The 14,088-nt window shown below is 43.7% G+C and carries 11 protein-coding genes and 1 pseudogene; 7 read left to right on the top strand and 5 right to left on the bottom strand.

Going from position 1 to position 14,088, the window contains the following annotated elements; translation table 11 throughout:
• Positions 1 to 198 precede the first annotated feature (198 nt).
• A complete protein-coding gene (locus tag NFS34_RS03260; RefSeq protein ID WP_251358453.1) occupies positions 199 to 1,881 on the top strand; it encodes a serine hydrolase in 1,683 nt (560 codons plus the stop codon).
• Between the two features lie 34 nt (positions 1,882 to 1,915).
• Here NFS34_RS03260 and NFS34_RS03255 read toward each other — a convergent pair whose 3' ends face one another.
• Positions 1,916 to 3,481, bottom strand: coding sequence for a YdiU family protein (locus tag NFS34_RS03255; RefSeq protein ID WP_251358452.1), 1,566 nt, complete (start codon positions 3,479 to 3,481; stop codon positions 1,916 to 1,918).
• 121 nt (positions 3,482 to 3,602) lie between these two features.
• Here NFS34_RS03255 and NFS34_RS11625 point away from each other — a divergent pair.
• Both NFS34_RS11625 and NFS34_RS03250 read left to right on the top strand, forming a co-directional pair.
• A pseudogene (locus NFS34_RS11625) lies at positions 3,603 to 3,671 on the top strand (SEC-C metal-binding domain-containing protein); the annotation flags it as partial.
• 3 nt (positions 3,672 to 3,674) lie between these two features.
• Complete coding sequence (locus NFS34_RS03250) at positions 3,675 to 4,427, top strand: 2OG-Fe(II) oxygenase (protein WP_251358451.1); 753 nt, start codon at positions 3,675 to 3,677, stop codon at positions 4,425 to 4,427.
• 99 nt (positions 4,428 to 4,526) lie between these two features.
• Here NFS34_RS03250 and NFS34_RS03245 read toward each other — a convergent pair whose 3' ends face one another.
• The 4 genes from NFS34_RS03245 to NFS34_RS03230 all read right to left on the bottom strand — a co-directional run bounded on the left by NFS34_RS03245 (position 4,527) and on the right by NFS34_RS03230 (position 9,511).
• The gene (locus NFS34_RS03245; protein WP_251358450.1) at positions 4,527 to 5,006 is read right to left on the bottom strand and encodes a DUF494 family protein; all 480 of its coding nucleotides are present in this window, start codon (positions 5,004 to 5,006) and stop codon (positions 4,527 to 4,529) included.
• 93 nt (positions 5,007 to 5,099) lie between these two features.
• A complete protein-coding gene (gene dprA / locus NFS34_RS03240) occupies positions 5,100 to 6,197 on the bottom strand; it encodes a DNA-processing protein DprA (RefSeq protein WP_251358449.1) in 1,098 nt (365 codons plus the stop codon).
• 131 nt (positions 6,198 to 6,328) lie between these two features.
• Positions 6,329 to 7,378 (bottom strand): LysM peptidoglycan-binding domain-containing protein, encoded by a 1,050-nt coding sequence (locus NFS34_RS03235; RefSeq protein WP_251358448.1) that lies wholly within the window; start codon positions 7,376 to 7,378, stop codon positions 6,329 to 6,331.
• Positions 7,379 to 7,573: 195 nt separating this feature from the next.
• Positions 7,574 to 9,511, bottom strand: coding sequence for a hypothetical protein (locus tag NFS34_RS03230; RefSeq protein WP_251358447.1), 1,938 nt, complete (start codon positions 9,509 to 9,511; stop codon positions 7,574 to 7,576).
• 161 nt (positions 9,512 to 9,672) lie between these two features.
• Between NFS34_RS03230 and def the strand changes: the two genes are divergently transcribed.
• The 4 genes from def (at position 9,673) to trkA (ending at position 14,077) form a co-directional block, all read left to right on the top strand.
• On the top strand, positions 9,673 to 10,191 hold the full coding sequence (gene def, locus NFS34_RS03225) for a peptide deformylase (protein WP_251358446.1): 519 nt from the start codon (positions 9,673 to 9,675) through the stop codon (positions 10,189 to 10,191).
• 74 nt (positions 10,192 to 10,265) lie between these two features.
• Positions 10,266 to 11,231 (top strand): methionyl-tRNA formyltransferase, encoded by a 966-nt coding sequence (gene fmt / locus NFS34_RS03220; RefSeq protein WP_251358445.1) that lies wholly within the window; start codon positions 10,266 to 10,268, stop codon positions 11,229 to 11,231.
• The gene (gene rsmB / locus NFS34_RS03215) at positions 11,228 to 12,550 is read left to right on the top strand and encodes a 16S rRNA (cytosine(967)-C(5))-methyltransferase RsmB (RefSeq protein WP_251358444.1); all 1,323 of its coding nucleotides are present in this window, start codon (positions 11,228 to 11,230) and stop codon (positions 12,548 to 12,550) included. The genes fmt and rsmB overlap by 4 nt, the downstream gene beginning before the upstream one ends.
• Positions 12,551 to 12,703: 153 nt before the next feature.
• The gene (gene trkA, locus NFS34_RS03210) at positions 12,704 to 14,077 is read left to right on the top strand and encodes a Trk system potassium transporter TrkA (RefSeq protein WP_251358443.1); all 1,374 of its coding nucleotides are present in this window, start codon (positions 12,704 to 12,706) and stop codon (positions 14,075 to 14,077) included.
• Positions 14,078 to 14,088 lie beyond the last annotated feature (11 nt).

The following is a 14,088-nucleotide window of genomic DNA, read 5'->3' as shown; positions in this document are numbered from 1 at the left end:
CAGCTCTTGTGCTGTCATTATCGTTTCAGACTTCCTATCGTATCCATCTTATTTAATCTGTTATTGATTAGATGAATCCTTAACGCTTGGAAAAGAATTATTCTGAAACAATTTTCCGTAGTAAATAGGGAATATTTCTAGAATGGATCCGTTATGATTAGCAACAGTCCCTATTAATCTTGAATGAAATCAATAGCTATGTTTATTAAATACCTTGTGCCACTCAGCCTTCTTTGTATTGTTAGTTGTGATGACAAAGCAACGCGCTCCGAAGGAAAATCCAATATAACGGAAACTTATCAGCAGCAAGAAGCTACAGCCGATAAAATAAATCATGGCAATCATTATCAGCAGTTAGATGAGTATTTTAATGCACTAGTAGAAAAGCAGCGGATATTAGGTTCGATAGGTATCTATCGCGAAGGTGATCAGGACTATGAAAAAGCTTTTATCCTAGAAGCCGACAAGATAGTCGAATCAAGCAATAATTATCGTTATAAAATAGGCTCTATTTCGAAGACTTTTACCGCGACGCTAGTTTTGCAGATGATAGAAAGCGGCAAGCTGGATTTAGCAACAAAGTTATCAAAATTTTTCCCAGAGATTGATAAGGCTGAACAAATAACCATTCAAATGTTGCTGAATCACCACTCAGGAATTTTTAATTATACCGATAGTCCGGAATTCATCAGTTACTTTCAAAAGCCTCAGACTCCGCAACAAATGGTACAACGAATCGAACAGTTTGATGCTATTTTTGAACCTGGCTCGAAAGGAGAATATAGCAACAGTAATTATTTATTGCTGGGCTATATTTTAGAGATGATCAGTGGCAAAGATTATGGAGATTTAATTGACCAGAAAATTGCTAAACCCTTAGGCTTAGAAGCGACTTATTTAGAAGAAGTCTCTGAAGCAGAAAAAGGTGAGGTGCTGTCTTATGTCCAAAACCAAGGCTGGCAATCAATTCCGCAATGGGATATGTCTTCTGTTGACGCTGCTGGAGCATTGGTTTCTACGACAAAAGATTTAAACAAGTTTTTTAGCGCTCTATTTGCTGGCAATCTCATTTCGAGAGAGTCTTTAGATATCATGCTAAGTGAGCAAGACGGGTTTGCCCACGGTATTTTTAAACGAGAAGTTCAGGTAGGTGATAGAAAACTGATTGGTTATTGGCACAACGGTAAAATTGAAAACTATTTGTCGAATATGATTTATTTTCCTGAAGAAAAGTTGGGGATTGCTTACCTATCAAATGGTAGTAGTTACGACGTTGGAAAAATTAATCGCGCACTAATCAAAGCTGCCTTCGGTAGAGAGGTCGAGATTCCTGACTTTAAAACGCTAAAGCTTAGTATTGAAGAGTTGAAAGTTTATGCAGGCGATTATACTAGCGATACCCATCCATTAGATATTAGCGTCATGATCAAGGACGATAAACTATTTGCTCAAGCTACAGGACAAAATGCTTTTGTTTTAACCCCAATTGAAAAAGACACCTTTGAGTTTGCTTCGGCGGCAATCGAAATGAAGTTTGATCCTGCCAATCAACAATTGGTTATCAAACAAGGCGGTCGTGCCGATATTTTTATCGAAAAATCAGCAAAACCGAAAACACCGAAGCTTGTAGTTGAAGCATCAATATTAGCTTCTTATGTAGGGCTATACAAAGCAGATGACTTCCCATTGGACATTGAAGTGATGTTAAAAGACGGCGATCTATTTGCCCAAGCAACGGGGCAATCGGCTTTTCCTTTAACCCCAGTCTCGGATAGCGAGTTTAAATTCGATTTGGCGGGAATAATCATCAAATTTGATGCAGAAAAAAATCAATTGGCCATAACCCAAGGCGGTAGAACTAATATTATGAGCAAGGATTAGTGGCCAGTTCAGATTAAGGTTTAGTTTTAGAAGCTCAAGAACTACAACTTAGCATTGAGCAGCCGGCTTTATTCCGTGCCCATTCTGGGCGCTTTTGGTAATAGTCCTCAAACTCTGGCTGCTCGCTGTAAGGTTTACGCATAATTTCAAGCAGTTTATTTATTTCTGAATAGTCACCTTGATTGGCTTTATCAATAGCAATTTGGACTAAATAATTACGCAAAATATATTTAGGGTTAGTGCGATTCATTAACTCAGTTTTTTCGGAATGACTAATGGTATTTTGCTGTAGGCGCTCGCTATAAGCCAAAAACCATTGGTGACGAGCTTGAATATAATCATCGGTTAATGTTTCTTGGTAATAAGCATCAGTGAATAAGTTATTGATGGATGTTAGCTGGCCGTCGAACTGAGCAAGCTCGCGGTAAAAAATCGTCATATCGGTTTCAGTAGCTGCTAACAATTTTTCTAGGTCTTCAAACAGTTCCTTATCAGTGGCCAAGACTTTATCAAGCCCCAATTTGTTAGCCATCATGCGTTGCGACTGTTGTTCGTAGTAAACAGGGAATTCATTCAAAATAGCCTCTAAAGGCTTAGCATCTTCGATTAAGGGATAAAGCGCTTCCGCTAATTTGACTAAATTCCAATGAGCAATATAAGGCTGGTTGGCATAACGGTAACGTTTGCCTTGGGCATCCGTGGTGTTAGGCGTCCAGTTCGGATCAAAATTATCGAGAAAACCGTAAGGACCATAATCAATGGTGAGGCCATGGATCGACATATTATCCGTATTCATTACGCCATGCACAAAACCAACGCGCTGCCAGTGGACAATCATCTTGGCAGTTAGCTCACAGACGATTTTAAACCAGGCCAAATAGGTTGCTTTATCAATATGTTTTTCCACTAACTGCGGGAAATAATGACCAATGGTGAAATCTGCAAGCTGCTTAAGGATCTCCAATTCTTGAAACGCTGCATGCACTTGGAAATTGCCAAAGCGGATAAAAGAGGGCGCAACACGGCAGACAATGGCACCTGCTTCTGGTTGCACATTTCCATCGTAAAACATATCGCGATCAACCCAGTCGCCGGTGGTCATTAAGGCCAAAGCGCGAGTAGTGGGGATCTTCAAGTGATGCATCGCCTCGCTGCATAAATATTCTCGAATAGAAGAGCGTAATACCGCAAAACCATCACCAGCACGGGAATAGGGGGTAGGTCCAGCGCCTTTAAGTTGCAGCTCTAACGATTGGTCATTATGAACTATGTTACCAAGGTTAATGGCGCGGCCATCGCCCAACTGTCCCGCCCAATGGCCAAACTGGTGTCCTGCATAACGCATGGCAAAAGTTTTAGAATCATCGGCAAGTTTCGAACCCGATAAAATGGCCTGCCACTCTTGCGAGACGCCATGCTTAGTGTCGATGCCTACCAGTTCTGCGACTTCCCAAGAGTGGCTCAACAATTGAGGCGAGCTGGGTTTGACCGGCGTGCAAAAAGAGTAGCAAGCGTTAGCAACTTGCCGTGTGAAATTTTCCGTTTCTGTATCGGCAGGTAGATTATCGATAAAAAAGTTATTAACAGAGGCGTTTGTCAAAATACAGTTTAATTGAAGCTTGTTCTGCTATTCTAGCAAATAAGAGTGAATTAAATGCGTTAAATTTTTGGTTTGATTGATGATATAATTAAAGGTCATTGTTTAGAAATTAATACATTCCATGAACTCAATCTCAAGAAATTCAAAGTGCCCTTGCGGTAGTGGGAAGAAATATAAGCACTGCCATGGTAGCTTGGATGCTGATAAGTCGCAGGAATTTAGTCAAACCTCATTATTAAGTGATGAAGGCATTTATCGGGGCAATTTGATGGCTCCATCTATGCAATCTGTATGTAGTGATCAAGAGCCTGGGTTGACAGTAGTCAAAGGAACTTTACCTCCAGGAGTGTTGATGATCCAGCCATTCTTGAGCGATGCTTTTTGTGACGAATTAATAAGTAAAATAAACGCGGAACAAAAATTCAAAGCAACTATTCAAGATGTTAAGGATGTAGAAAGAAATATTGAATCTAAAACTAGAAACAATGAAATTTCAAGTTTAGGTTCGCTCAGTGATGACCTCGAAACGCTCGTTAATAATTTCTTTAAAGATGAATTTATTAATTATTATAAAAAAAACATCTCAAGCTTTGAAAAGCCGCAAGCACTTATTTATTCAAAAGGCGGCTTTTATGATTATCATGCGGATTCAGAAAACTGGGATAAGCACCAAAAACAATGGGTGAAAAGCGCCAATCGCGATTACAGTTTGCTCATTTATCTAAATGATGATTTCGATGGAGGGGAGCTAACTTTTCCTAATTTCCAAATGCGGCTAAAACCAAGAAAAGGAATGTTACTTTGCTTCCCCTCTGATCATCGTTACCTACATAAAGCTGAGCTGACGACTCAAGGTCATCGTTATGTTATCGTTTCTTGGGCTCGTGCTAAAGGAACGGAATTAATAGAAAATGCTCCCTTATACGATTCTATCCAGGTCAAGTAAATTTACTTTTTTTGTAGAAAGTTGCGTTTCCATGGAAGCTATCCATGGATATAAAACTGTTACGGCTTATTGCCGATGTTGAGACTCAAACTAGCTGAACTAGTGAGCAGCGAGTCCCATATCTAAGTTTTCCACCCAAGCAAATTCAGCATCACGATCTGGCATATTAAACAATACCATCATCACCACCCAGCGTAGTCGATCAAGTTCGATCTCTTCATCTTCTTGTGGGCCAAGCGCTAACATCCGGTCAATGACCATTTCACGCGCGTGCATGTCCAAAACGCCTATTTGTTCGAAGAACATGATGGCACCTTGAGTCCGCGTAGATAAATGCAGTTGCTCTTTGGGTGAAAATACCCGAAGAGCGCCTTGGGTCGCGCGGTTTGGCTTGAAAGTGTCTGAAGTAGCGATTACTAGTCCGTCTAACCAGTCGATAGCACCTTTGATCTCGCCGTCAGAGAATCCAACGTCTTCAAGGGCTTCAACTAGGTTATCGTTAGCGAAAATGTGGTTGCTTTCTTCGTCTTGAAAGTTTTCAAAGATATAAAGTAGTACGTCGAGTACGTCTTCTTTCATTCAGCTCTCTTTGGTTATTAGGAATAACAATATTAAGCTAGATATACCACACTGAAGCTGACTGTAGGCTGAAAATGATGAGTTTTAAGTCATTTATTTTCGTTGGTAGCCACCAGCCACATTAGCAATGTGGTTATTTAATTCTAACAGCAATAACATGTGGCTGACTACCCCTATTTCAAGTCCTGAACGGTCTAAAATTTGTTCGATGCTGGTCGTGTCATAGTCTATTTGTTGTAACAGTTGCTGATAATCTTTATCCAACTCGAAACTGGCCTGCGCGGAGGATGTTTCTTGAGATTCAAGCTGCCAAAGCGCTAACGCTTGCAACTCTTCAATAATTTCTTCGGCGGTTTCTACCAGCTTTGCGCCTTGCTTTATTAGTTGGTGGCAACCTTTAGCGAGTGGATTATGGATCGAACCTGGAATGGCAAAGACTTCGCGTCCTTGCTCGCCAGCCAGTCGAGCGCTGATCAAAGAGCCGCTCTTAATGGCGGCTTCGACCACCAAAGTGCCAAGACTCATGCCAGTAATAATGCGGTTGCGGGAGGGAAAGTTGCTCGCGCGAACGCCAGTGCCAAGAGCAAAATCACTGACCAGTGCGCCTTGTTGGATAATTTGCTCTGCCAGCTCTTTATGTCGAGCAGGGTAGACTCGATCTAGCCCAGTGCCAGTCACTGCAATGGTGGCTAGGTTGGCGTTTACTACCGCTTGATGGGCGTAGCCATCAATTCCCAAAGCCAAGCCACTGGTGATAACTGCACCTGCTTGAGCCAAAGATAGAGCGAATTGTTCGGCGTTATTTTTACCCTGAGGACTAGGGTTTCGGCTGCCGACAATGGCGATCTGATGTTGGTTTAAAACGGATTTGTTGCCATAACAGAAAAGTAGTGCCGGAGCGCCTTGAGTTTGTTTTAACAGCGTAGGGTAATCGTTAGAACCAACGGGTATTAGGTGCTTATTGTCTTGGTCAAACCATTGCAAATCCTGCTCAACTTTTTGCCAATCAGTGGCGTCAAGCTTGTTCGCAAGGCCTGCCCGAAAGCCATAGCTTTGTAATTGGGTATCGCTCATGCCGAATAGCCGTTTTATATCAGCATGTTGGTGCAAAAATTGCAGCAATTTATTGCCGCTGATATTGAGCTGGGAAAGCGCTAACCAATGCTTTAGAGCGGGCAAAGAGTGCGACATATTTTGGTTTAAAGCCTAATGTATGAAGTAGTATGGAGCCATTATACAAAAACGGAGCCCTGTGGCTCCGCTTTGTTAACTCTTTATTTTGTAAGCTTTTTCTGAAATCAGCTTACAAGCTTTGATAGTCATTAATAAGGGTTTTTAGCCACGTCCAATATGTGGATAGGACGGGTTGCCCCCATAATTAACGCCAAGCTAACCTTGTCGAAAGTACGGAAAACCATCAGTTCACCGGCTCTTTCTTCGGGTAATACTACGTTAACTTTCTCAGCGCCGCGCTCTTCGGCAATTTTGTCATGGATCAGTTTGCCCTTTTTGTAAACCGACAGCACGTGTCCTTCTTGCATACCATCGCGAGCACCTTTATCCAACACCACTACATTGTATTGGCCAATCTGAGTTACGCCGTCATAAACCGAGATAATGTTAGCGTTGATGTCGAAGTCAGGGCCTCGCGGCGCATAGACTGGTGGCAGTGGATCTTCATTACGCGGTAAGACTAAGTCGCCTTTTAACACTTCGAGTTTAGATTTTTTGATGTCTAAAGAAGCCGGATCGCCAGCACGGCTAATGACGCCATTGGCAAGGTAACGAGCTTCAACTCCTAAAATCTCTTCCGAGCCAGGGCTTTGGTAGACTTTACCTTTACGATAAACGCCATACGATGCACCGCGTTCAGTGTTCAGGCCGCGCACGTACATCCGATCGTCCATACCACCTGACATGGCGCGTTCTTCGTCGTGTGCCACCACATAAGGAGTGTTAGCAAAAGCTGACTCGTCCATCACCAATTCGTCAGTTAAATAGGGCTTAATCAAATCCAGCGGAATGGTGGTAATGGCATCGCCTTCTGACAAGACACGCGCTTTCGGGCGCAACTTGATGGTGCCATCAGAGGCTTTAACTAAATAAGGTTTACCGTCGATGTAGACAAGTTTTAGGATGTCGCCAGGATAAATGAGGTGTGGGTTAGCAATTTCTGGATTAACGTGCCAAATTTCAGGCCATTTCCAAGGCTTTTGTAAAAAGCGGCCAGAAATATCCCAAAGCGTATCCCCTTTTTTGACGACATAGGTATCTGGATGATCAGCGCGAAGTTCAGCCGCAGTCGCTGTATTAGCGATGGCCCCCAAAATAAGCGTGGCTGAAGCAACCACGGAAACTAATAATTTTTTCATGGTTTTCCTTTTATAATTGGTTCATCCTGTCCAAAAAACAGAAGTTTACAGTTCCTAGCGCTTACTATACCCCAAAAAAACACTGTAAGGAAACGCTAATAACAGGATTATTCGCCCAATAATATCGTTATAAAGTCGTTAAGGATCATCATCTTATCAACAAATCTTACGAAATTACTACAACTTAATCACAGTCTATGGGCTTTTTGGCTGCCATTTGCCGGTTACTTCCAGATCCGGAATCGCCTCGATCAGCTTTTGGTATCGCTTGGGATAATGTTCCTTCAGGTAGAGGGCGTAATCTTGGTGATGGGCTGTTATGGGGAAACCGATATCTTGCAATTTTGCCAGCATCTTTTCATTAGCATTGGGGTTTCTCAGTAGTGCGTCGAGCGGATCGTAGCCAAAAGGATCTGAAACCATGGAAACGCCATAGCCTAAGAGGGTATCGACTTTCTCTACTTGTCCGCGTGTAACCACTTGATAAAAAAGGTTTTTATTGGAATTGTCCTTAGCATCTAGGTTAAAACCATAACCCGCGATCCGCTCCAACAATTTAGGTTGAAACTGAGCCTGCCGGATCAGTTTAATGTCGTTCTTATCGCTAATTTTGACCATAGCGGCAATCGCTGATTCAGGTGCTTCTTGCTGGATCATTTCTGGCAGCATGGTAGCGGGCGATATTTCTAATTCGGGCGGGAACTTAGTGGTCTCCATCAGCTTTACCATCTGATTCCATTTTTTGTCTTTGTAGAGCAGGATAAGCTGGCGAAGTTCTGGCGGTAAGTTCTGGAAGTTATTGAAACGGTTGACTTTATTGAGCCTTAAACGGCGCAAATATTGGTAAGCATGCTGCACCGTTTCTTTATTAAAAGCTGCTAATTGGGCAATAATTTGTTCAAATTTGACCTTTTGTGACACCATCCGATCAATATCAGCCTCGATTTTAGCCTTATTGATAGGTTGGTAGGGTGGAATGGTTGGCTTTGCTTGGTTTTCCTCGGCTAAACAGTCCATATACTCTTGATTGAGCTGTTGCTGTTGTTGCTGGTAGTCGGTGATCAGGTTTTGCAGCGCTGGCGGAGCCTGTTCAAAATACAGCTGCTCTTTTTGCGCCAGTTGTTGTGCCATGAGTTCGAACTTGGTTGATAGTTGCGGATTGCTGCTCGCCAACTCTTGTGCCAAACGCTCGGCGCGTTGGGTGTCCGAAGTGGTAAAGCCGCGATTGAGCATATCGGTTAATAGCTTAGGTGGAGCTTCATCGGCTTGGTAGATTAGATCAAGACTGGCTCTTTCACGGTTGGCTTCGGGCCGCGGTTTAGCGCCAAAATCGAGCAGAATTTGTGCTGCGGTGAAGTTTTGGTTTTGTAGCGCTGAATCGAGCGGGCGATTGCCATTGCCATGGGAGCCGAAGATACCGACCTTTTGTTCGATGGGTAAATTCACATTAGCCACTCGTTTGATGATATTACGCAAAGTGGTTTCATCTTTAATGGTGGCAAATATTGCGGGCAATACGTTGGCTGAAAGGCTGGTCTTTTCAGGATAAAGTTGCTCGATCATGGTTAAGGTTGCTTGCTCGCCGCCCATGGAAAAGGTCGATAATAATAAGTCACGATGTTCTGCTTTGTCCGGATCCAAAGGGTACAGCTCGCCACGGCGAAACTTAGCGGCGTATTCATCCGCTTGTCCGGCCATAGCAGCCAGCATCAAGTCTTCTGACAATTTCCGCCCTTCTTCGGAATTAAATAGATCGGAAAAAGGGTTTTCATGGTTTGCTGCTGCTTGTGGAGGCTGGAGTTGCTGTACCAACGAGTAATCTTGTAGCCTTTCACGCGCAAGACGCTCTAACAAAGCCTTGTCGGCACCTTTATCAACAAAGCTTAAAAATTGCTCATTGCGCTCTTCTTTAAGCTGATTAAGTTGTTCGTTAAGCTCTTGACTGTTACAGCTTACCGCTGCTGCTTGTTGCTCCTCCGGCTCAAGAGCTGATTCAGTCTGCTGGCTGGCTTGAAGCGGTTGGTTGTTGCTACTGCTATTGGTTTCAACCGCTGGCTCATGATTGGGTTTGGTGAAATAAAAAAATACTGCTGCGATAAGGATTAAAGTAAGTCCGATTAATAGATTCTTCATTCTTGTTATGCTCTGCTACTGGCTGCCTTGCTGCTGATCTTTGTGGAAGCGACGACGGTTTGCTTAATGGCCAAAACCATTGAAATCATTAGTCATTGGACCCACATTTTATTATCATAGTTGCTTATTAAACCACTATTTGTGCTAATTAAACCAAATCCATGGCCATTTTAGAAATTTTAGAGTACCCCGATCCGCGTTTGCGCACTAAAGCCAAGGAAATTACCGAGGCTGATTTTACCCCTGCCTTACAAACCCAGATCGACAATATGTTTGAAACCATGTATGAGGCGCCAGGTATTGGCTTGGCGGCTACTCAAGTGGATTTTCACAAGCGTTTGTTTGTAATTGATGTTTCCGAAGATAAATCGGAGCCTTTGGTGTTTATTAATCCTGAAATTGTTGAAAAACGCGGCCAAGAAGTGATGGAAGAGGGCTGCCTCTCTTTTCCTGGAGTTTATGCCAAAGTTGAGCGCGCCAATGAAATTGTGGTTAAGGCGCTGGATAGAAATGGCGAAGCCTTTGAATTGGATACGGGCGATCTCTTGGCGGTATGTATTCAACACGAGTTGGATCATATTAACGGTAAGGTGTTTGTGGATTATTTGTCGCCGCTAAAACAGCGCCGTATTCGCGCCATGCTGGAAAAGCAGCAAAAGAAAAAACTTAAAGCGGGTTAGTTTCAGCTGATTTTAATCTCGCCGTTTCCATTATCTTGATAATAACACTGTAAAAAAATTAAAAGGACGCCAGCTTGAAGATAATTTTTGCCGGAACTCCCGACTTTGCCGCTAGCAGCTTGCAAGCCTTGATTACGCATTGCCATAATACCGAGCATCAAGTGGTTGCGGTTTATACTCAGCCGGATCGTAAGGCGGGTCGCGGCAAGAAAACGAGCATGAGTCCGGTTAAAGCATTGGCTTTAGCACATGATATTGCGGTTGAGCAGCCGGTTAACTTTAAAGATCAGAATGACCGTGAAAATTTAGCGCAGTACCATGCGGATCTGATGGTGGTGGTGGCTTATGGCCTGCTATTGCCACAAGCGGTGTTGGATACGCCAAAATTGGGCTGTATCAATGTACATGGCTCTTTGCTGCCCCGTTGGCGCGGCGCGGCGCCGATTCAAAGAGCTATCGAAGTTGGCGATACCCAATCTGGCATCACCATTATGCAAATGGACGCGGGGCTGGATACGGGACCTATGCTGCTCAAAGCCGTAATTCCAATAGCTGATTCTGAAACGGGTTCTAGTTTGCACGATAAACTGGCAGCGCAAGGCGCGAATTTATTGGTAAAAGCGATTGATAAGCTTGCCAATGAGCAGATAAGCGCTGAAATTCAAGACGACCAGTTAGCAACCTATGCGCATAAACTCAGCAAGCAAGAAGCGCAAATCGACTGGCAAGATTCGGCTACCCACATCGAACGAAAAATTCGTGCTTTTAATTCATGGCCTATTTGTACTGCGCAGATTGAAGGGCAGATCATTCGGGTTTGGCAGGCAGAAGTGGTGGATAGCATTACCGATGAAGCGGCAGGTACTATTCTACGTGCTGATAAAGAGGGTATTCTAGTTGCTTGTAATGAAGCTTTGTTGCGCTTGACTCATCTGCAGATGGCGGGCTCGAAAATGATGGCGGTTAAGGATTTACTTAACGCTCCGGCTAGACAAGCCTTGTTTGCTGAAGGTAAACAATTTGAGCTGATCAGCTCATGATTTTTGAGAGTTCTCATATCCGTTCGCAAGCGGCTAAATCATTGGTTGAGATTGCTTTTCACGGCCGCTCGGCGACGGATCTTTTGGCGAGCATTGAATTTGACAATTCAGCCGATGTGTCTTTGTTTAAGTCATTGGTGTTAAACAGTTGTCGCTACTATATTCGCTTAGAAGCGATGGCCAATCAATTATTGCAAAAGCCGCTGCGTAATAAAGATTCGGATATATTGTGTTTGATTATCGTGGGCCTTTATCAGCTGCAATACAGTCGTATTCCCGATCATGCCGCGATTGCCGAAACCGTCGAAGCTTGTGAGCAATTGAAAAAACCGTGGGTAAAAAAACTGCTTAATGCAGTCCTACGAAATTACCTACGACAAAAAGAAGCCATTAACCAAGCGCTGGATAAAAACTGGGATACTAAATTTGCTATGCCCGATTGGCTTATCAATAAAATTAAGCCCAGCTATAAAGGACAAGTTGACCAGATTCTAGCAAACTCTAATCAGCAAGCGCCTTTGACCCTGAGAGTGAATCTATCCAAAACCAGCCGCGAGGATTACTTATCATTACTCAGCCAGAGCGCTATTGATGGCAAGGCACACGAGTTAGTAGAGAGTGCTATTGTTTTAGCCGAGCCGGTTAAAGTGACGGCGCTTCCTAAGTTTGCCGAGGGTTGGGTGTCGGTTCAAGATGCTGCTGCGCAACTGGCGGCTTGGATCTTAAAACCGAAAGCGGGTATGAAGCTGCTTGACGGTTGCGCTGCGCCGGGTGGCAAAACAGCCCATTTGCTTGAATATTCCAACAATCAGTTGGATCTCAGTGCGGTCGATATTGACGATGGCCGCTGTCAGCGGATCGAAGAAAACCTTGAGCGGCTCGAGCTGGATGCCAAAGTGATTTGTCACGACTTGCTAGAATATTTGCAAGAAGCGCCGCAGCAGTTTGATCAAATTTTATTGGACGTTCCGTGTAGCGCAACTGGCGTTATTCGTCGCCATCCCGATATAAAGCTGTTAAGGCGAGAAAGCGATATTAACGAGTTAGTTAATATTCAAGCAATGATTTTGCAACAAGCTTGGCCAGCCTTAAAACCTGGCGGGCAATTGCTGTACGCCACCTGTTCCATATTACCGCAAGAAAATATACACCAAATAGAGCGCTTTTTAGCACAAGAAACCAGCGCCAAGTTAGTAGCCTTTACCGAGTCTTTGCAGAGGCTTTCCAGTAGCAAGATTGGCCTTCAAATTCTGCCAGGCCAAAGTCAAATGGACGGTTTTTATTATTGCTTGTTAGAGAAACAAGCGCTTGAAAACTAATCAATTTTACTAAAAAATCCTTTAGATCAGGGGCTTATGGAGTTAGCATATAGGGATAGGCCTAAAAAGTAGCTGATGTTAAATGGCAAAATCATGGCGAGAGCCTCAGTGTGGCGCTAAAAAGAGCCAATCGTTAAGCCATAGAATAAGCATATGAAAATAATTATTTTGGGTGCTGGGCAAGTGGGTATGAGCTTGGCACTAAATTTAGAAGGCGAAGACAATGATATTACGCTGATCGATACGGATTCGAGGCGCTTGCGTGATATTCAGGATCATTTGGACTTAAAGACCATTGTCGGTCATGGCGCTCACCCTAATGTACTCTACAAAGCTGGAATTGATGATGCGGATATGTTGGTGGCTGTGACCAATAGCGACGAAGTTAATATGATGGCCTGCCAAATCGCGCATACCTTATTCCAAACGCCGAAAAAAATTGCTCGTATTCGTTCGCAAAACTACCAATCCTTTCCTAACCTTTTTGAAGATAATCATATTCCTGTCGATGTTGTCATTAGTCCTGAGCAATTGGTTACTAATTATGTGACTCGTTTGATTGAGAACCCTGGTGCCTTTCAGGTTCTGGATTTTGCCGATGGAGCAGTGCGCCTAGTGGCGGTGCGAGCTTATTATGGTGGTCCTTTGGTCGGCAATGCTTTGTCAGAGTTGCGCCACCATCTGCCTAATGTTGATACTCGTGTAGCGGCAATTTTTCGCCGAGGTAATCCGATTGTGCCAACGGGGCATACTATTATCGAAGCCGATGATGAAGTGTTCTTCTTGGCCGATAAAAAGCACATTCGAGCGGTGATGAGTGAATTACAACGGCTGGAGAAAGACTACCAAAGAGTTATGATCGCTGGTGGCGGTAATATCGGTAAAGGTCTTGCCTTAACACTTGAAAAAGAAGCGCAGGTTAAAATTATCGAGCGGAATGCTGACAGGGTGCAACATCTTGCCGATACCTTGCAAGACAGTTTAGTGCTGCATGGTGATATTTCTGATCAAGATTTACTTGATGATGAGAATATCAAAGATTTCGATTTATTTGTCGCGGTTACCAATGACGACGAAGCCAATATTATGTCAGCGATGTTGGCAAAAAGAATGGGCGTGCGCAAAACGATGGTTTTGATTAACCGTCCGGCTTATGTCGATCTCATCCAAGGACAAGAAATTGATATTGCGATTTCACCTCAGCAAGTCACCATCGGCAGCCTGTTAAAACATATTCGCCGCGGTTTGGTGTCTAACGTCTACTCGCTACGCCGTGGAGCCGCCGAAGCGATTGAAGCGGTTGCTCGTGGCAATGAACAAAGTTCCTTGGTGATCGGACGCTCGGTTAGCGAAGTGCCGCTGCCACCAGGCACCACCATTGGTGCTTTAGTGCGCGATGGGCGGGTGTTGATCGCTCATGATAATGTGATTATCCGCGATCACGATCACGTGATTTTGTTTATGGTGGACAAGGCGTATATTCACGATGTTGAGCGTCTGTTCCAAGTCAACGTGACTTACTTTTAGTGGACTAAAAG

The sequence above is a fragment of the Kangiella sp. TOML190 genome (assembly GCF_023706045.1).
In the GTDB taxonomy this organism is placed as follows: domain Bacteria; phylum Pseudomonadota; class Gammaproteobacteria; order Enterobacterales; family Kangiellaceae; genus Kangiella.
The sequence above is the reverse complement of the archived record's forward strand: the minus strand, read 5'-3'. Positions and strand labels throughout refer to the sequence as shown.

What these genes read in the sequence shown, in the direction of transcription:
- NFS34_RS03230 (WP_251358447.1), bottom strand. Translation starts at nt 9,511, where the DNA reads ATGAAGAATCTATTAATCGGACTTACTTTAATCCTTATCGCAGCAGTA.
- NFS34_RS03260 (WP_251358453.1), top strand. Translation starts at nt 199, where the DNA reads ATGTTTATTAAATACCTTGTGCCACTCAGCCTTCTTTGTATTGTTAGT.
- def (WP_251358446.1), top strand. Translation starts at nt 9,673, where the DNA reads ATGGCCATTTTAGAAATTTTAGAGTACCCCGATCCGCGTTTGCGCACT.
- NFS34_RS03245 (WP_251358450.1), bottom strand. Translation starts at nt 5,006, where the DNA reads ATGAAAGAAGACGTACTCGACGTACTACTTTATATCTTTGAAAACTTT.
- trkA (WP_251358443.1), top strand. Translation starts at nt 12,704, where the DNA reads ATGAAAATAATTATTTTGGGTGCTGGGCAAGTGGGTATGAGCTTGGCA.
- rsmB (WP_251358444.1), top strand. Translation starts at nt 11,228, where the DNA reads ATGATTTTTGAGAGTTCTCATATCCGTTCGCAAGCGGCTAAATCATTG.
- NFS34_RS03235 (WP_251358448.1), bottom strand. Translation starts at nt 7,378, where the DNA reads ATGAAAAAATTATTAGTTTCCGTGGTTGCTTCAGCCACGCTTATTTTG.
- dprA (WP_251358449.1), bottom strand. Translation starts at nt 6,197, where the DNA reads ATGTCGCACTCTTTGCCCGCTCTAAAGCATTGGTTAGCGCTTTCCCAG.